Origin of the sequence: Sphingomonas sp. 4RDLI-65 (genome assembly GCF_049472435.1) — a bacterium.
Taxonomy (GTDB): Bacteria; Pseudomonadota; Alphaproteobacteria; order Sphingomonadales; family Sphingomonadaceae; genus Sphingomonas.
The window spans coordinates 136,100-152,947 of record NZ_JBCEBT010000001.1; the positions used below are offsets into that span (position 1 = coordinate 136,100).

Consider the following 16,848-nt stretch of genomic DNA (forward strand, 5'->3'; position numbering starts at 1 on the left):
CCACGCAGCGGGCGTGCGACCGGATAGCGCGGGGTCCACATTCCGTACGACATTCTGCATCGAGACCAGGCGCATGACCGACCCGCTCCGCACCATCGCCCGCCCGCGTCGGGCCATTCCCGGCGAAGACCCCGAAGTCGCACGACTGTCGGCGATGGTCGTCGCGCTGCTCGGCGAGGTCGCGGTGATGGGTGAGCGGCTCGATACGGTCGAGCGGCTGCTCGACGCGAACGCGCTGGTGACGCGTCATGCAATCGAGGCGTTCGCGCCCGACGCACAGGCGCAGGGCGAGCGCGATCTGAAGCGCCGCACGTTGGTGGCCGGTGTCCTCCGCCCGCTCCGCGATGCCGCCACCGAACAGGCACGGGGGTTCGCAGCATGATCTCGTCGATCCACCCGATGATGCCCGAGCCGTCGCACGACGAGCGCGCCGCGCAATATTTCATCCGCGACTTCAAGATGCAGCTGCTCGAAATCGGCGCGATCGAACGGTCGATCGCGCAGACTGTCGCTGCTGCCACCGGTGACGAGGGGCTTGCGTTGCAGGACCGGATGATGGCCGACGACGTCTACCGGTCGTGGACCAGCCTGCGCCGCCTGTCGCAGGAAATGCTGTGGCAGCGGATCGCGGAATCGGTCGATCGCCAGCTGCCCGAGCTGACCGCGCGCGCGCAAATCGCGGAGCCCAAGGGATCGGTAGTCGTCGATCCCGATTTCACCGCGCCCGCCTATCTCGCCGACGTCGACGTCCATCTCATGCCGGGCGGCTATGCGAGCGACCGCGGCGACGACGATATCCGCCAGGGCGCGATCATGGACCGCGGTGGTGCTGTGTATCTGCTGGGACGCAATGGCGGGCTGATGAACGACGGTCGCGGCCATGCGGCGATGTCGCACGTGTTCCACCGCGCCCCCGATTTCGCCCCCGCCCGCACGCTCGACATGGGCTGCGGCGTTGGCGCCAGCACGGTGCCGGTCGCCGCGTATTTCCCCGAGGCGCAGCATATCGGGATCGACGTCGGCGGCGCGATCCTGCGCTACGCCCACGCCCGCGCGGAGCATGTCGGCGCGGCGATCGATTTCGTCCAGGCCGATGCCGAGGCGACCGGATTTCCCGACGACCATTTCGACCTGGTCTATACCTGTGCGGTGCTCCACGAGACCTCGCACGAGGCGGTCGCGGCGATCGTCGCCGAAGCGCACCGGATCCTGCGGCCGGGTGGCCTCATGGTCCATCTCGAAGTACCTGCCCGGCAGGACGACGGCGATCCGTGGAGTTACCTGTCGGCAGCGTTCGAGAGCCTCTACAACAACGAAAACTGGTGGCACGGCGCGACCACGATCGATCACGGTGCGCTGGTCGAGGCGGCGGGTTTCCGCGACGTGATGGTCGGCTACCAGCTCAGCACGCCCGCCGCGCAACGCGGCAATGACGGGTTCTCGAAGGTGTCGAGCGGCGCATTCGCGTGTTGGTTCGTCGTCTCGGGCGTGAAATGATCGCGGCATGACGCTCAAGGAACAGCTCGTCGCCGCACTCGGCGCTGCGGCAGTCAACGACGACTCCGCGTTGCGGACCGTTATGGGCCACGACGTCTATCGCGGTTCGGCCAGCCCGGTGCTGATCGTGCGGCCGACGACGGTCGCGGCGTTGCAGGCGGCAGTGCGGATCTGCGCGGCGGCAGGCGTCGCGATGGTGCCGCGCGGCGGCGGCGCATCCTATACTGACGGCTATCTGCTCGACGCGGGCGGCCACGTGCTGTTCGACACCGCCGGGCTCGATACGATAGCGGTCGACATCGACAACGCACTGGTGACGGTCGGCGCGGGCGTAACCTGGGCGCGGTTGAAGGATGCGCTGGCGGTGCACGGCCTGCGCACGCCGTTCTGGGGCCCCTTCTCGGGCCTCGCAGCGACGGTAGGCGGCAGCGTCAGCCAGAACACGCTCAGCCACGGCAGCGGCGCATACGGGCTGTCGGCGGAATCGGTGGTGTCGATGGACGTCGTGCTGGCTTCCGGCGAGCTGCTCACCACCAGCCCCTCGGAGGCGACGCGGCATTACGGCCCCGACATGACCGGCCTCTTCACCGGCGATTGCGGTGCGCTGGGGATCAAGGCGACGATCCGCCTGCCGCTGATCGCCGCGCGCGAGGCTTTCGAGGCGGTGACGTTCGCGTTCGACGACTTCGCCGCGTTTCATAACGGCGTGCGACTGGCGCAGCGCGAAAAGCTCGACGATTCACACTTCGGCCTCGATCTCGCGCTGTCGCAGGGGCAGATCGGGCGGCAGGCGGGGCTTGGTGCCCGGCTGCGGATCGCCGGCGAGATTTTGCGCAATGCGCCGGGCAAGATCGGTGCGATCCGGCAGCTCGTGCGGATGGCGCTGGCCGGCGACGACGCGATGCGCGCGGGCGCCTATATGTGCCATTTCATCCTCGAAGGCGTCGACCAGGCCGAGGCCGCATCGCGCGCGAAACGGCTCCGCGCGGTGCTTGCGCCGTACGGACGGGAGACCGCCAACAGCGTGCCGAGCTTCGTCCGCGCGCTGCCGTTTGCGCCGCTGACCAACATCCTGGGTCCGGGCGGCGAGCGCTGGGTGCCGCTGCACGGCGTCCTCCGCCACAGCGACGTCGTGCCGTTCCACGCGGCGCTCGCGGCGTTCTATGCGACGCGCAAGGTCGAGATGGCGCGGCTCGGCATATGGGTCGGCACGATGTTCAGCCCGGTCGGCCCGAACGGTTTCCTGTACGAGATCGCGCTGTACTGGCCCGACGCGCGCACCGTCTATCACCCGCACATGCTGACGCCCGAGCATCTCGCGACGCAGCCCGACTTTCCCGACAATGCCGAAGTCCGCGACTATGTCGACCGGCTGAAGCGCGACATCGTCGACTTGTACCAGCAGCACGGCGCTGCGCATTTCCAGATCGGCCGGACCTACCCGTATCGCGACCGGCTCGACCCGCAGGCGTCGCTGCTGATGCAGGCGATCAAGCACACGCTCGACCCGCAAGGGCTGATGAACCCCGGCGTATTGGGACTCTGACCGGCAGGCGGGCATCGGCCCTTCCCGAGCCCGCCGACGACCGCCCTCGCCTACGCTGAGACGTCATCATCAGCACGAGGAAACACGCCATGGCCGCCTATATCGTCGCAACCGTCACCATCACCGATCCGGTCAAGTTCGGCGCCTATGTCCAGGCGATCGCCGGGCTCAGCGAGAAGCATGGCGGCGAATACGTCGTCCGCGGCAAGGTGTTCGAGGTGCTCGAAGGCGACATAAACCCCGAAGAGCGCGTCGTCGTCAGCCGCTTTCCCAGCGCCGACGCCGCGCGCGGCTATGCCAAGTCGGCCGAATATCTGGCGGGCGCGGCGCTGCGCGAAGGCGCGGGAACGGTCGAGAGCCGCCTGCTGGTCGTTCCCGACTGAACCGAAAGCCCGTTCCTACGATCCTCCCCCCGCCCGGGGGGAGGATTAGATACCCGCCTGCTCCCGCCCCCAGCGCGCCAGGATCATCGCGCCCAGCACGTTGAGCGCCGCCGGGGCCAGCCCGAACGTCACCATCACCCCGATCAGCGCGCCGGGTGCTTGCGGCAAGCCCGCCACCGCGCGCGCCGAATCGAATCCGAACGCGGACAGCATCAACCCCACCAGCAACGTGCCGCCGAGCGCGAACGCGATCTTGTCGGTCGCGATCCAGGCCGCCGCATACAGCCCGGAATGGCGATCGTCCTCGCTGGCGATGTCGGACATCATCGAGAAGCCGAGCATCGTCCACCCGGCATTGCCGATCGCCGCGACGAACGACAGCACATAGGCCGCGACCGTGCCCCACTGCGCGGCGAATGCCCACACCGCATAGGTCGCCGCGAACACCACGGTAGAGGCGACATAAGCGCGGCGCTTGCCGATCCGCGCCGCGACCGCGACCCACATCGGCTGCGACACGACGATCCCCGCGCACGCGACGAACACGAGTCCGCCGATCAGCTGGAACGCATCGGTGCGCACCATATTGTAGCTCAGGAAATACAGCATCGACGCATAGGCCATGCCGCCGCCCATCAGCTGCAACAGGTTCGCCCCGAGCAGCACCGAGAAGCGCGGCGCCAACAGCACGCCGATCGCCTCGCGCGGCGACAGCCGCACGCGGGCCTCGCCGTTCGCGACATAGGCGCTCTGTTTGGCGGCATGCCCCGATCCGAAGAACGCCGCGAGCAGCGCCAGCGGACAGATCACCGCGAGCACCAGCGCCATCGTCTCGTACGCGCCCTGCCCGCCGCCCTGGCTCTGGACGATCGCCGGCGCGACCGCACCCGAGGTCAGCACGCCGACCGCGGTGAACACCAGCCGCCACGCCATGATCACGTTGCGCTGGCGCGAGTCCGACGTCAGCTCGCCCGCGATCGCAAGATACGGCACCGAAAAGCTCGCAAACACCATCATGTACAGGCTGAACACGCAGGCGACATACGCAACCCGCAAGCTGGTCGAGCCCTCCGGCACATGGAACAGCAGCACCATCGCGACCGGCGCGCCGAGCGCCCCCGCGAGCAGCCAATAGCGTCGCTGGATCCGCCGCTGCCACCGATCGGACAGGATGCCGACCAGCATGTCCGAACCCACGCCCCATATCAGCTTGGGCACGAAGATCGCCGTGCCCGCGATCGCCGGTGCGATGCCGAGCACGGTGGTCATGAAGAAGAGCAGCAACAGCGAGGGAACGTCGCGGAAGACCTGGCCGGCGATCTGCCCGACGCCATAGCCGAGCTGCGCGCCGAGCCCGAGCGTCCCCGCGGGGCGGGTATCCGCGATCACCGACATGCGCGCCCACCGCGCTTGGCGCACCTGTATGGCGCGCCCTCGATCGTCCCGTTCTTCATCGTGCAACTCCAGCCCCAGCGATCAAGCGGCGAAGCTGGCGCCTTGCACCTCGGTCTCGCCATGTCCAGGCGGGACAATGGTCGCCTGGCGGATAGTCGACGGGGTCGGTGCTTGTCGCTAGCCCTGCTTTGCCGCACGCTGCGACGCTGGCAACGGAGTCCTCTGACATGCTCAATACCTTCCAGCAGCAGCTGCATCCCATGCTGCCGCGCGTCACGCATGACGAAGCCTCGCGGCAGGAGTTCACCAAGAGTTTCAAGGGGTTCATCCAGGCGAAACTGCTTCCCGGCCTCGGCCCCGTCTATGGCGGTCGCGTGTCGAAGGCGTTCGAGCGCGAGCATGGCCGCGCGCCCGCCGACCGCCGCGACATCCGCACCGCGATGGTCGACGATTTGTATTTCCAGCATTACGCCTCGGCCAACCGCACCGCGCAGGAACTGCTCTGGGAATCGACCAACATCAGCGTCGAGCGCGAGCTGCCCGAGCTGATCGAGAAGGCGAAGGCACTGTCGGCCGGGTCGACCGCGGTGCTCGACATCCCCGAGACATTCGAGACGCCGCGCTACATCACCGCGCTAGACATCCACTGCATGCCGGGCGGCTATGCGACCGAAGTCGCGCCCGACGACGTGTCGGTCGGCGTGCTCTACGATCGCGGCGTCTATCTCTACGCGATGGGCTATACCGGGCCGATGAACGACGACATGGGTCGGTCGGTCTGCAATTACGTCAAGCGCAACCTCAAGGGGTTCGCGCCCAAGCGCATCCTCGACATGGGCTGCACCGTCGGCCATTCGACGCTACCTTACGCGGAGCTGTTCCCGGACGCCGAGATCTGGGGGATCGACGTCGCCGCCCCGCAGATCCGCTACGCGCACGCGCGCGCCGCAGGCCTCGGCCTGAACGTCAATTTCGCGCAGATGAATGCCGAGGAGACACGCTTCCCCGACGGGCATTTCGACCTGATCGTCAGCCACATCCTGCTCCACGAAACGAGCGGCAAGGCGATGCCGCGGATCTTCGACGAATGCGCACGGCTGCTGGCGCCGGGCGGCTACATGATCCACGCCGATCTGCCGCCGTTCGACCTGATGGACCCGTTCACGCAGTTCATCCTCGACAACGAAACCTGGTATAACAACGAGCCGTTCTGGGGTGCGATGCGCGATACCGATCAGGTCGCGCTCGCCGAAAAGGCCGGGTTCGACCGCGCCGAAGTCCGCTTCGATACCGCGCCGATGGCGGTGATGGAGTTCGCTGCGCAGGGCGGCGGCTACAGCGAGGAGTCCGCGACCGCAGTCGCCGAGCGCGACTTCACCGCGGGCGAATTCGCCCCCGGCGGCGGCTGGGAAGTCCTGATCGCCCGCAAACCCCTCGAAAAGGCAATGGCAGCATGACGACCGAAACCCAGGAACGCCCGCACGTCGTCAAGGACGCCAAGGGCAAGCGACCGGTGTTCTACGAAGCGCCTGGCATGGACCAGGCGATGTCGATGATCATGGTGCTGGCGAACGAGATCTCCGTCGTCCACGACCGGCTGGATTCGGTCGAGCGGGTCGCGGCAAAGCACGGCATCGACCTCGCCGCGGGGATCGAGACGCTCGAACTCGACCAGGCCGCGCTGGAGACGCGCGAGGCCTGGCGACAGGATTTCCTCGAGCGCCTGTTCTACCTGATGCGCAAGGACGCGCATGAGGCCGGGCAGGCTGCGACGCATGAGGGGTATCGCTCGACGATCGCGGAGATCGCTGAGGGGTGAGCCTGTAGGCCTCTCGACCGAAGTCCCCGACCCACTTCTTGTTCCCTCGCGAAAGCGGGGGCCCAGGAGCCACCCACGCTACCGCCCGTAACCCTGGATCCCGCCTTCGCGGGAGGACGGGACGGCGGAAATGGCAGTGGGTCCTACCCAACCAACACCACCCCGGCGAAGGCCGGGGCCCAATTGGGGGACGTTGCTAACTAAGCGCAGAGCCTCGTTATTGCCACCTCACCAACTGGGCCCCGGCCTTCGCCGGGGTAGTGGGAAATCTGCGAGCAGCCCCCCTCAAACGATAGCCGCTTCCTCCCGCAAACTCTCATACATCGACTGCCGCAACAGATACGCCCGCCGCTTCTCCGGATCGTTCACCAGCGCCGCGAGCCGTATCTCCTGCTCGCTGCGACCGTCCCCATTCGACTCCATCATCTTCTTGTTCGCGATCGTCTGCGCCTGGACGAAGCTGTTGGCGATCGTCCGGCGCTGGCGATCATACTGCGCCAACGACGTATCCGCGTCGGCATCGTCGAGGATGATGTCGCGCAGCCTGCTCGTGAGGTTCCAGACGTCGTGGATGCCAGAGTTCATCCCGAACCCGCCGAGCGGATTGTTGAGATGCGCGGCGTCGCCCGCCAGCAGCACGCGACCATGGTGGAAACCGCCAGCGACGCGCTGATGAACGCGGTACAGCGTCCGGTGCGACGTCTCGACCTTGGCGCCATCGCCGACCAGCCCGTCGAACACCGCGTTCTTCTTCGCGTCCGACAACAGGTCGGCGTCCTGTGCGGCGATGTTGGTCGGCACCAGCACGCGCCAGAAATCCGGCACACGCAGCAACACGCACCATTCGTCGCGATCCGACACATAGTTGACCCCGGCCAGTCCGTCGAAATGCTTCTCGATCGGATAGCGCGTCGACAGCGTGAGGAAGCGTTCGGGATAAGTGAAGCCCTCGAAGCTCGTGCCGGTCCATTTGCGCACCGTCGAATTGGCACCGTCGGCCGCGATCAGATAGTCCGCGCGGATCGTCTCGATCGCCATCGGCGTCTCGATCGACACCGTGACGCCGTTGACGTCCTGGTCGTAGGCCAGCACGCGACGCTGGAAGAAGGCTTGCCCATTGGGCAGCGCGTCGAGCTTGGCGGTCAACAGGCGGGCAAGCTTGAACTGCTCGCATTGCAAGCGGTACGGATGCGCCGACACGTCCGCCAGTTCGCCGAGATCGAGCGCGATCACATCGCCACTACGGCGGTTGCGATAATGATAGGTCGGCGCGCGCAGGCCGACCTGCTCTAGTTCGTCGAGCACACCCAGCTCCGCCAGCATGTCGAGCGTTGGCGGATGCAGCGTCGAGGCACGCATGTCCTCCGGGCAATCGGGCAGCGCCTCGACCAGAATGGTGTCGATCCCCATCATCGCGAGCCGATACGCAGCCACCGCACCCACCGGGCCGCCGCCCGCGATCAGAACCTGCGTTCGCCGGATGCCAGTCTTCGTTCCGGTCACTTGCGCCACACCAATACCCCCGTGTCCGTTCTGAATTCCATCATTCGGGGTAGCAATCACGCCAAAGCGGGCCTGCTCATGGATCAATAGTGTTCGACAGACGACCATAATCCAGCGCCGTGATCGATCGATTTTGATCCCTATCGTCGGGCCTGTGACCGCGTATCGGATAGCGACGATGCGGTCGCGACAGGTCTCCCCGCGCCATCTAGCCTTCGGCCATGATGAACCCTGTTTCCCGTCGCGCGGCAATCGGCATGATCGGTGCCGGCCTGGTCGCGGCCCCCACGCGCCGCTCGATCGCCGCCGCGTCCGCCACGTCCCCGACGCTGGTCGATATCGAGACGACGAGCGGGCGGATCAGCCGCGTCACGCGCTGGCGCGCTTCGATCATGCGGGGCACGATCACGCGGGGCACGATCCTGTTCTCGCACGGCGCGATGTCGTCGCCGGCCAAATACGATCCGCTGATCCTGCCCCTTGTCGCCGCCGGGTTCGACGTATGGGCGCCGTTGCACGTGGACTCGACCGATCATCCCGATACCAACTTGTTCCCCGGACTGGCCAGCTGGGGCGCGCGGATCGAGGACATGCGGGCATTGTCCGCGCATGTTGGCGGCAAAGGACATATCGCGGCCGGACACAGCTATGGCGGGCTGACCGCGCTCACGCTCGGCGGCGCGCAGGCGGTGACCCCCGAAGGGATCACCGGGCCGCTGCGCGATCCACGGACGCGTGCGGTCCTCGCCTTCTCGCCACCGGGGCTGGCACCGGGACTGATCGATGGCGCCGGCTATGCCGGGCTCGCGGTGCCGGCTTTCATCCAGACCGGCGACAAGGATTTCCCACCCGGTCCGCTTGAGGGTGCGGTCGATCCGGCTGCCTGGAAACAGCATCTGCTCGCCTATGACAGCGCGAAGACCGGTGGCGATCGCTATGCGTTGATCCTCGACGGGGTGGATCATTATTTCGGCGGGCTGATCTGCAGCCCCGAACGCCCGGGCCCGCGGCAGTCCGTCCAGATGCGGCAGGCGGTGACGCTCTCACTCCAGTTTCTGCGCGGCTACGGCACGGGATCGGCACGCGCGCGGGCAGCGCTGGACGGTGCGCTGATCGACACCGGACCGGTCGTCCTCTGGCGCAGGTGACTCCGCAAACTGATCGCCAAGCGGAGACATATATCCGAAACCGTTACGGTCCATGTCTCCGGATGGTTGTGTGAGCGTCGCTTACAGGAGGCGTACGCATGGTAGATTCCCTTGGTCCCCGGATGAAGTTCGCGGTCGTCGCGCCGTCCACCAACACCAGCGTCGAGCCCGAATACGCGCGCATGCAGCCGCGGGGCGTGACCAATCACTTCTCGCGCATCGCCATTCCGGACACGAAGGTGACCGACGACGACAGCTTCATGGTGATGCTCAACACGATCCGCGATTCCACTTTCGATGCGGTCGACGTGTCGATGTCGATGGACCCTGGCTGCGTCATCATGGGCATGTCCGCGGAGACGTTCTGGGACGGCGCCGAGGGTGCCGATCGGCTCCACAAGAAAATGGTCGAGCGGACCGGCGGCGTGCCCGTCATCATGGGATCGACCGCGGTCGACGCGGCGATCAAGGCCTACGAGGCCGACCGCGGTCCCATCAAGAAGATCGGCATCATCACGCCGTACATGCCGGTCGGCGACCGCAACGTGCAAAAGTTCTTCGAGGACCAGGGCTATGACGTGGTCAATCTCGTCGGCCTGAAATCGCCCTCGCCGATGATGATCGCCCATGAATCCAAGCAGATACTGAAGCAAGCCGCGATCGACGTCTCGGACGGCGTCGACGCGATCATCCAGGCGGGCACCAATCTCGCCTTTGCCGAGGTTGCGGCAATCGCCGAATTCTGGCTGGAGAAGCCGGTGATCGCGATCAATACCGCGACCTATTGGCACGCGCTCAGAACGATGGGCATTTCCGACCAGATCGACGGCTTCGGCCATCTGCTCAGCCACTGCTGACCCCCAGGAGTACGCGCATGGACTATGACTACATCCCGCTTCCCGCCCGTCAGCCGCTCGTGTGGCCGAACGGCGCGCGCGTCGCGCTGATCCTCACGTTTAACCTCGAAACCTGGGATCTAACCAAGGATACCGACAAGCCCTATTATGCGGGCGGCCCGTCGATCCTGCCCGACACCCTGCCCGGCAACGTCCCCGATTTCCCGAACTACAGCTGGCGTGAGTACGGCCAGCGGGTCGGCATCTGGCGGCTGTTCGAGCTGTTCGACAAGCTTGGCGTCAAGGCGAGCTGCACCACCAACGGCGTGACGTTCGAGCGGCGCGGCGCGATGACCGACGCGGTCCTCGCGCGCGGCTGGGAATTGCTGACGCACAATTGGGAACAGGGCGAACTGCTGACCAATTTCGCGGGCGATCCGGAGAAGGAGCGCGAGATCGTGCTGCGGACGCTCGACCAGTTCGAGAAGTTCACCGGGCGAAAGTCTAAGGGGTGGCTCTCGTCGTCGTTGCGCGGGACGATGCAGACCGCCGACATTCTCGCGGAATACGGCTGCACCTTCTACTGCGACATCATGAACGACGATCAGCCCTATCTGCTGAAGACGCCGAACGGGCCGATCGTATCGGTGCCCTATTCGAACGAGATCAACGACTTCACGTTCATCACGCGCAAGAACTTCACCACCGACCAGTTCTCGCAGGCGCTGATCGAGGAACTCGACGTGTTGTACGAGGAAGGCGCGACGACCGGGCGGATCATGAACGTCGGCCTGCACCCGCACGTCTCGGGGCGCGCGCACCGGATCCGCGCGCTGCGTGAGTTCATCGAACATGCGAAGTCGTTGCCGGGCGTGTGGTGGGCGACGCGCGAGGAGATCGCCGACTGGTATCTCCAGAACCACGAGAGCCATATTCCCGGTCAGCTAGGGTGAGCCGTAGCGAGAAGATCACAATCGTCGGCGGCGGCATCGGCGGGATGACCGCGGCCGCCGCGATCGCGCAGGCCGGTTTCCCGGTGACGTTGCTGGAGGCGGCACCGCAGTTCGGTGATATCGGCGCGGGCGTCACGCTGTCGCCTAACGCGATGAAGGCGCTTGATCATATCGGCGTGATGGAAGCGGTCGCAGCCGCCGGCGTCGAGCCCACCCGGCAGCGCATCCAGCATTGCCACGACGACCGCGTACTGGTGCCGATGGAACGGGCGAGCGCGCGCGCCAAATACGGCGCGCCCTATGTGACGATCCACCGCGCCGACCTGCACGCCGAACTGGTCCGCGCCGCGCGCGAAGCCGGCGTCGACCTGCGCACTAGCGCGCCGGCCGCGTCGACCGAGGGCACGACCGTGATCCTTGCTGACGGCAGCCGCGTCGAAGGCGACGTGATCATCGGCGCGGACGGCGTGAAGTCGGTCGTCCGCCAGCGGTTCGAGACGGTGGCTGGCACATTCACCGGCCACGTCGCGTGGCGGGCGCTCGTCCCGGTCGACGACGCGATCCGCTCGGTCACCGAATGGCCGGGGATCCATATCGGCCCCGGAAAGATGATCACGCGCTATCCCGTGCGCGGCGGCAGTCTGCTCAACATGGTGTTCTTCGCGCGGCAGGATGGCTGGACGGAGGATGGCTGGACGCTGCCCGCCGATCCAGCCGACCTTACCGCCACCTATGCGGGCTGGTCCGACGAGGTCCACGCGATGATCGCCGCGGCCTCGACCGTGCCGCTGTTCAAATGGGCGATCAATGCACGCGCCGCGCTGCCCGACTGGACGGTCGACGGCAACGTCGCGCTGCTCGGCGATGCCGCACACGCGATGACGCCGTTCCTCGGCCACGGCGCCGCCTGCGCGCTGGAGGATGCGGTGGTCTTGGCGCGCGCGCTCGCCGCGTCGGAGAGCACGGAAGAAGGCCTGCGCCGCTACGTCGCCGCACGCCACGACCGCGCGTCGTTCATCCAGGCGGAATCCAACGCCAATGCCGATCGCATGCAGGCCGACGACGCCGCGCTGTTCGGGCTCGGCGCGATGAAGGACGAGGAGAGCCTTGGCCTGTTCGACTATGATTGCAGGACGGTGAACGTATGACCCCCTTCGACGGCCACGCGATCGCGCCCGAGACGCAGGCGTTTCTCGACCAGCCGCACAAACTGCTGATCGATGGCGCGTGGGTCGATGGCGAGACCAACGAGACGATGGAGGCGCGCGATCCAGCGACCGGTCTGGTCCTCGCGCGGTTCGCGATCGGCGGCGCCGGCGATATCGACCACGCGGTCGCAGCGGCACGGCGGGCGTTCGAGGGGCCTTGGTCGCGGCTGACGGTCGCCGAGCGCACCGCGCTGATGATGCGGCTCGCGCGGGCGATGAACGACGATGCGCAGGTGCTCGCCGAGCTCGACGTGATCGACAACGGCATGCCGATGTTCATCGCCGGGCTCACGGTCGCGAACTGTGTCGAGATGGTCGACTATTACGCCGGCGGGATCATGCGGATCGAGGGCACGACGACCGCCCCGCCCCGCCACGTTGCCGCCGAAGCCGAGGCACTGACCTACACGCTCCGGGAGCCCGTCGGCGTGGTAGGCCAGATCGTGCCGTGGAACGTGCCGCTGTCGACCGCGATACTGAAGCTTGCGCCGGCGCTGGCCGCCGGGTGTACCGTCGTCATCAAGCCGTCCGAGGAGACGCCACTGTCGATGCTACGGCTCGGGCAGTTGATCCTAAATGCGGGCTTTCCGAACGGCGTGGTCAACATCGTCAACGGGCTGGGTTCGACGGTAGGCGCGGCGCTGGCCGAGCATGCGGACGTCGACAAGATCTCGTTCACTGGATCGACCGCGACCGGCAAGCGGATCGTCCAGGCGGCAATCGGCAATCTGAAGAAGGTATCGCTGGAGCTCGGCGGCAAGTCGCCGGTGGTGGTGCTGGCCGATGCCGACCTCGCGCTGGCGATCCCGGGCGTGGCGATGGCGACGTTCTTCCTGCAGGGCCAGAACTGCATGGCCGGCACTCGGATCTTCGTCCACGAGAGCATCCACGATCAGCTGGTCGAGGGGCTGGTGGCGTTTGCGGCCGGCATGACGCTCGGCCACGGGCTCGACCCTTCGACGATGCTCGGGCCGATGATCTCGGACGCGCATACCGCCAAGGTGATGGGGTATATCGACGGCGCGATTGCCGAAGGTGCAACGCTGGTTGCTGGCGGCAAGCGGCTCGATCGAGCTGGGAATTTCGTCCAGCCGACGATCTTCACCGACACGCGGCCGGAGATGGCTGTCGTGCGCGAGGAGATTTTCGGGCCGGTGATGACGGTGCAAAAATTCGCGACCGACGATCTCGATGCGATCGCACGGCTGGCGAACGACACGCCGTTCGGGTTGTCGGGGAGCGTCTGGACGCAGAGCCTCTCCTCGGCGCACCGGCTGGTGTCGCGGATCCGGGCTGGGCAGGTTTCGATCAACTGCCATGGTGCGGTCGGGACGAACATTCCGTTCGGGGGATACGGGCAATCGGGTTGGGGCCGTGAGTTCGGGCGCGAGGGGCTCGATGGGTATCTCGAAACGAAGGCCGTGACGGCGCGGTTGTGAGGTCACCTCTCCCAATTACCACCCCGGCGAAGGCCGGGGCCCAATTGGGGGACGTCGCTAACGAAGGGCGGCGCGTCGTTATTGCCGCCATTCCAATTGGGCCCCGGCCTTCGCCGGGGTGGTGGTGTCGTATGAGCGTCTACGCCCCCACGCCCTCACTCAGATCGTGACTGATCAAAATCGCCGCCGCCTTCAGTTCCTCCAGATACGTCTCCAGCGCCACCTCCAGCTTCATCGCGGTCACGAAGAACACCATCGTCATCGCCGCCTCGAACGTGCCGTTCATGAAGATCGGCACCGCGATCGACGAGGTCTTCCCCGGCGTCAGGTTGAAGTGGTTGCGCCCCTGCACCGCGTACCCCTGCCGGCGGATGCGCTCCACATCCAAACTCGCCTGCGCGGTGGCGAGATATTGCAGGTCGATCTCCTGCGACACGCGCATCCATTTCAGGATCATCAGCCGCTCCTCCTCCGGCGCGAACGCCATCGATAGCTTGCCCGACGCGCTGTCGAGGATCGGCAGCGTGAAGCCGGGATAATATTGCTCGAACGTCAGCGAGGTGTTCGCATGCGTCGAATCGCGCAGCATCATGTTGCGCCCGACGCGCGTCGCGATCGAGACGGGCCAGCCGAACCGCCGCGTCAGCTCGACGATGTGCGGCCGCGCTGCCTTCACCAACCGGTCGTCCTGCTGAAACCCGTGCGCGAGCGTCTGCACCATCGCGGTCGGGCGATAGCGTTTGCGCGCCGGCTCCTGCTCGATAAGCCCCTCATACAGCAAGGTTTGCACGATCCGACAGGCGGTCGGGTACGGGACTTCGGAAGCTTTCGAGATCTCCATCATCGACAGCGAGCCGTGGCGGTTGATCGCCTTCAGCGCGGCGATCGACCGGCTGATCGACCGGATGGGCACACCCTTTTCCATGCTCGCGAATCCCCGAAGTCATTTTGGTTGCACCAACATGACAGGGAATGGCTTCATGACCGCTACGTGACAATCTTTATCCGCCTGTCGGACAAAGCGAGACGTTCAGGGTTTGACCACCTGCCGGATCGCGTCCCCCGCCGCGAGCTTGTCGAGGAGGCCGTTGATGTCAGAGAGCGGGCTGATAGAAGTGAGCAATCGCTCGACCGGGAGACGCCCTGCGCGCCAGAGTGCGACGTAGCGCGGGATGTCGCGCGACGGGATCGACGAGCCCATGTAGCTCCCCATCAGCGTCTTGCCGTCGGCGACCAGCGACAGCGCCGGGATCGACAGCATCTCGGACGGGTTGGGCAGCCCCACAGTGACGACCCGCCCGCCGCGCCGCGCGGCCGCATAGGCCTGGGCAAGCACCGCGGCCTTGCCGACCGTCTCGATCACGACGTCGGTTTTCGGCAGCGACGCGGCGTCGTCGGGCGACACCGCCTGCGCCGCTCCGAGTTCGAGTGCCAGCGCGCGCTTCTCGGGCGAAGGATCGACGGCGGTGACGGGTTGCGCACCGGCCGCCAATGCGCCGAGCAACGCGGCGAGGCCTACGCCGCCGAGCCCGTATACCAGCACGCTCTCACCCGGCCGGACCTGTGCGGTATTCATCACCGCACCGACGCCGGTCAGCACCGCGCAGCCGAACAGCGCCGCGGTCTCCGCCGGAATGTCGCGATCGACCTTCACCGCTGAGCGACGATCGACCACCGCATGCGTCGCGAACGCCGACACACCGAGATGATGGTGCACCGCCTCGCCGCAATCGGAGAGCCGGTGCCCACCGCGCATGAGTTCGCCCGCGCCGTTCGCCGCGGCGGCGCTCGGGCAGAGATACCCCTCGCCGGACGCGCAGGCGACGCATTCGCCGCACGACGGCAGGAACACCAGCACGACCTGATCGCCGACCGCAAACTGCGCATCCGTCGGATCGCCGAGCGCGACGACCGTGGCGGCGGCTTCGTGGCCGAGCGCCATCGGCATCGGCCGGGGACGGTCGCCGTTCACCACCGATAGGTCCGAATGGCAGATCCCGGCGGCATCGATCCGTACCAGCAGCTCGCCCGGCTTCGGATCGTCGAGCGTCAGCGTCTTCAAGGCCAGCGGTGACGTGTTCGCATAAGGGCGCGGGTTGCCGCTTTGCGTGAGGACGGCGGCGGTGATCTGGGTGGTCATGACAATGCCTTCTCGCACAAACCGTGTTCCCAAGAACGCGGGAATCCAGGGGCACAAGCGGTTCGCTCGGAACCCTGGGGTCCTGCGTTCGCAGCAGAACGGCGAACCAGGGTTATTCCGCCTTGGCCCATTTCTTCTCGAACGCCCAGACGTCTTCGAAGCCGATCAGCGAGCAGAACTCCTTGAAGTTGAAGATACCGTCGGGCTCGCCGACACCGTTCTGCTTGAGGTCGATCAGCGCCTTTTCCATCGCGGTCGCGGCGACCAGGCTGGTCAGCGAGGGATAGATCGCGAACGCATAGCCGAGCTCGGCCAGCACCGATGCGTTCGGCACCGGCGAAAGCCCGCCGTTCGCCATGTTCGCCATCACCGGCGCGTCGAACGCGGCGCAGGCGGTCCGCATCTCCTCCTCGCTCTGCAGCGCTTCGGGGAAGAGGATGTCGGCACCGGCCTTCGCATAGGCCTCCAGCCGCCGCAGCGATCCGTCGAGGCCTTCGCTTTGCCGCGCATCGGTGCGCGCGACGATCAGGAGGTTCTCCTTATCCGTCCGCGCGTCGCACGCGACCTTGATCTTCTCGACCATGTCCTCGAGCGAAATCAGCCGCTTGTTGGGCGTGTGACCGCATTTCTTGGGGAATTCCTGGTCCTCCAGCTGGACCGCGGTGACGCCAGCGGCCTCATAGCCCTTCACGGTGTGATGGACGTTGAGCAGGCCACCATAGCCCGTGTCGGCGTCGGCGATCAGCGCCGCCTTGCTCGTGCGCGCGACGGTCGCCATGCGGTCGACCATCTGCGTGTAGCTGGCGATCCCCGCGTCGGGCAGACCGTAGGCCGAGGCGGTCAGCCAATACCCGGTGCCGTAGAGGATATCGAACCCGACCTTGTCGGCGATGACCGCCGAGATCATGTCGTGGACGCCGGGGACGACGAAGAACGCGCCGTCCGCGAGCTTCGTGCGGAGGATGGAATTGGCCATGATGT

Annotated in this window: 16 protein-coding genes; 11 read left to right on the forward strand and 5 right to left on the reverse strand. The window is 66.4% G+C overall.

Going from position 1 to position 16,848, the window contains the following annotated elements:
- Positions 1 to 73 precede the first annotated feature (73 nt).
- The 4 genes from VH567_RS00545 to VH567_RS00560 all read left to right on the forward strand — a co-directional run bounded on the left by VH567_RS00545 (position 74) and on the right by VH567_RS00560 (position 3,426).
- Entirely contained in the window at positions 74 to 382 is a 309-nt protein-coding gene (locus VH567_RS00545; RefSeq protein WP_423322273.1) for a hypothetical protein, read from the forward strand.
- A complete protein-coding gene (locus VH567_RS00550; RefSeq protein WP_423322274.1) occupies positions 379 to 1,497 on the forward strand; it encodes a class I SAM-dependent methyltransferase in 1,119 nt (372 codons plus the stop codon). Before VH567_RS00545 ends, VH567_RS00550 begins: the two co-directional genes overlap by 4 nt.
- A 7-nt stretch (positions 1,498 to 1,504) precedes the next feature.
- Entirely contained in the window at positions 1,505 to 3,043 is a 1,539-nt protein-coding gene (locus VH567_RS00555; protein ID WP_423322275.1) for an FAD-binding oxidoreductase, read from the forward strand.
- An 89-nt stretch (positions 3,044 to 3,132) separates the two neighbouring features.
- Positions 3,133 to 3,426, forward strand: coding sequence for a DUF1330 domain-containing protein (locus VH567_RS00560; protein WP_423322276.1), 294 nt, complete (start codon positions 3,133 to 3,135; stop codon positions 3,424 to 3,426).
- A 45-nt stretch (positions 3,427 to 3,471) separates the two neighbouring features.
- Here VH567_RS00560 and VH567_RS00565 read toward each other — a convergent pair whose 3' ends face one another.
- Positions 3,472 to 4,821 carry an MFS transporter gene (locus tag VH567_RS00565; RefSeq protein ID WP_423322277.1) on the reverse strand — a complete coding sequence of 450 codons (1,350 nt, stop codon included), beginning with the start codon at positions 4,819 to 4,821 and terminating at the stop codon, positions 3,472 to 3,474.
- A 227-nt stretch (positions 4,822 to 5,048) separates the two neighbouring features.
- On the opposite strand from VH567_RS00565, the gene VH567_RS00570 reads away from it, so the two are divergent.
- Both VH567_RS00570 and VH567_RS00575 read left to right on the forward strand, forming a co-directional pair.
- Positions 5,049 to 6,278 carry a class I SAM-dependent methyltransferase gene (locus tag VH567_RS00570; protein ID WP_423322278.1) on the forward strand — a complete coding sequence of 410 codons (1,230 nt, stop codon included), beginning with the start codon at positions 5,049 to 5,051 and terminating at the stop codon, positions 6,276 to 6,278.
- A complete protein-coding gene (locus tag VH567_RS00575) occupies positions 6,275 to 6,640 on the forward strand; it encodes a hypothetical protein (RefSeq protein ID WP_423322279.1) in 366 nt (121 codons plus the stop codon). The genes VH567_RS00570 and VH567_RS00575 overlap by 4 nt, the downstream gene beginning before the upstream one ends.
- Positions 6,641 to 6,925: 285 nt before the next feature.
- On the opposite strand, the gene VH567_RS00580 is transcribed toward VH567_RS00575, so the two are convergent.
- Positions 6,926 to 8,143, reverse strand: coding sequence for an FAD-dependent oxidoreductase (locus VH567_RS00580; protein WP_423322280.1), 1,218 nt, complete (start codon positions 8,141 to 8,143; stop codon positions 6,926 to 6,928).
- A gap of 224 nt (positions 8,144 to 8,367) precedes the next feature.
- On the opposite strand from VH567_RS00580, the gene VH567_RS00585 reads away from it, so the two are divergent.
- The 5 genes from VH567_RS00585 to VH567_RS00605 all read left to right on the forward strand — a co-directional run bounded on the left by VH567_RS00585 (position 8,368) and on the right by VH567_RS00605 (position 13,727).
- A complete protein-coding gene (locus tag VH567_RS00585) occupies positions 8,368 to 9,291 on the forward strand; it encodes an alpha/beta hydrolase family protein (protein WP_423322281.1) in 924 nt (307 codons plus the stop codon).
- A 98-nt stretch (positions 9,292 to 9,389) separates the two neighbouring features.
- Positions 9,390 to 10,148: a maleate cis-trans isomerase family protein gene (locus VH567_RS00590; protein ID WP_423322282.1), complete on the forward strand. Its 759-nt coding sequence runs from the start codon at positions 9,390 to 9,392 to the stop codon at positions 10,146 to 10,148.
- Between the two features lie 17 nt (positions 10,149 to 10,165).
- Positions 10,166 to 11,080, forward strand: a complete 915-nt coding sequence (locus VH567_RS00595) for a polysaccharide deacetylase (protein WP_423322283.1) — start codon at positions 10,166 to 10,168, stop codon at positions 11,078 to 11,080.
- Positions 11,077 to 12,228, forward strand: a complete 1,152-nt coding sequence (locus VH567_RS00600) for an FAD-dependent monooxygenase (RefSeq protein ID WP_423322284.1) — start codon at positions 11,077 to 11,079, stop codon at positions 12,226 to 12,228. Before VH567_RS00595 ends, VH567_RS00600 begins: the two co-directional genes overlap by 4 nt.
- Entirely contained in the window at positions 12,225 to 13,727 is a 1,503-nt protein-coding gene (locus tag VH567_RS00605) for an aldehyde dehydrogenase family protein (RefSeq protein ID WP_423322285.1), read from the forward strand. Before VH567_RS00600 ends, VH567_RS00605 begins: the two co-directional genes overlap by 4 nt.
- Positions 13,728 to 13,866: 139 nt before the next feature.
- Here the strand turns inward: VH567_RS00605 and VH567_RS00610 are convergent, their stop codons facing one another.
- From VH567_RS00610 to VH567_RS00620, 3 genes are all read right to left on the reverse strand, one after another.
- Positions 13,867 to 14,652, reverse strand: coding sequence for an IclR family transcriptional regulator (locus tag VH567_RS00610; RefSeq protein ID WP_423322286.1), 786 nt, complete (start codon positions 14,650 to 14,652; stop codon positions 13,867 to 13,869).
- A 105-nt stretch (positions 14,653 to 14,757) separates the two neighbouring features.
- A complete protein-coding gene (locus tag VH567_RS00615) occupies positions 14,758 to 15,867 on the reverse strand; it encodes a zinc-binding dehydrogenase (RefSeq protein WP_423322287.1) in 1,110 nt (369 codons plus the stop codon).
- A gap of 112 nt (positions 15,868 to 15,979) precedes the next feature.
- The gene (locus tag VH567_RS00620) at positions 15,980 to 16,843 is read right to left on the reverse strand and encodes an isocitrate lyase/PEP mutase family protein (protein ID WP_423322288.1); all 864 of its coding nucleotides are present in this window, start codon (positions 16,841 to 16,843) and stop codon (positions 15,980 to 15,982) included.
- Positions 16,844 to 16,848 lie beyond the last annotated feature (5 nt).

Excerpts from the sequence above, each read along its gene's own strand:
- VH567_RS00545 (WP_423322273.1), top strand. The coding sequence starts at position 74 with ATGACCGACCCGCTCCGCACCATCGCCCGCCCGCGTCGGGCCATTCCC.
- VH567_RS00550 (WP_423322274.1), top strand. The coding sequence starts at position 379 with ATGATCTCGTCGATCCACCCGATGATGCCCGAGCCGTCGCACGACGAG.
- VH567_RS00555 (WP_423322275.1), top strand. The coding sequence starts at position 1,505 with ATGACGCTCAAGGAACAGCTCGTCGCCGCACTCGGCGCTGCGGCAGTC.
- VH567_RS00560 (WP_423322276.1), top strand. The coding sequence starts at position 3,133 with ATGGCCGCCTATATCGTCGCAACCGTCACCATCACCGATCCGGTCAAG.
- VH567_RS00565 (WP_423322277.1), bottom strand. The coding sequence starts at position 4,821 with ATGTCGGTGATCGCGGATACCCGCCCCGCGGGGACGCTCGGGCTCGGC.
- VH567_RS00570 (WP_423322278.1), top strand. The coding sequence starts at position 5,049 with ATGCTCAATACCTTCCAGCAGCAGCTGCATCCCATGCTGCCGCGCGTC.
- VH567_RS00575 (WP_423322279.1), top strand. The coding sequence starts at position 6,275 with ATGACGACCGAAACCCAGGAACGCCCGCACGTCGTCAAGGACGCCAAG.
- VH567_RS00585 (WP_423322281.1), top strand. The coding sequence starts at position 8,368 with ATGAACCCTGTTTCCCGTCGCGCGGCAATCGGCATGATCGGTGCCGGC.
- VH567_RS00590 (WP_423322282.1), top strand. The coding sequence starts at position 9,390 with ATGGTAGATTCCCTTGGTCCCCGGATGAAGTTCGCGGTCGTCGCGCCG.
- VH567_RS00595 (WP_423322283.1), top strand. The coding sequence starts at position 10,166 with ATGGACTATGACTACATCCCGCTTCCCGCCCGTCAGCCGCTCGTGTGG.
- VH567_RS00605 (WP_423322285.1), top strand. The coding sequence starts at position 12,225 with ATGACCCCCTTCGACGGCCACGCGATCGCGCCCGAGACGCAGGCGTTT.
- VH567_RS00610 (WP_423322286.1), bottom strand. The coding sequence starts at position 14,652 with ATGGAAAAGGGTGTGCCCATCCGGTCGATCAGCCGGTCGATCGCCGCG.
- VH567_RS00615 (WP_423322287.1), bottom strand. The coding sequence starts at position 15,867 with ATGACCACCCAGATCACCGCCGCCGTCCTCACGCAAAGCGGCAACCCG.
- VH567_RS00620 (WP_423322288.1), bottom strand. The coding sequence starts at position 16,843 with ATGGCCAATTCCATCCTCCGCACGAAGCTCGCGGACGGCGCGTTCTTC.